Annotated in this window: 1 protein-coding gene; it reads left to right on the plus strand. The window is 69.9% G+C overall.

The features are described 5' to 3' along the window. The coding region (locus tag ACR9E3_RS32495) for an ATP-binding cassette domain-containing protein (protein WP_460385212.1) at window positions 1-272 on the plus strand (272 nt) is incomplete at both ends.

Raw genomic sequence — 272 nt, forward strand, 5'->3', positions numbered from 1 at the left:
CGCCGGATCGACGAGGTGATCGGCGAGCTCGGCCTCACCGGCCAGGCCGACCAACGCATCGACTCCCTGTCCGGTGGGCAACGCAAACGCACCAGCGTCGCCCTCGAACTGCTCACCCGACCCTCCCTGCTCTTCCTCGACGAACCCACCTCAGGCCTCGACCCCGGCCTCGACAAGAGCGTCATGCGCACCCTGCGCGGCCTCGCCGACGACGGCCGCACCGTCGTCGTGGTCACCCACAACGTCGCCAACCTCGACGTCTGCGACCGCCT

This window comes from Actinomycetospora sp. C-140 (assembly GCF_054796175.1).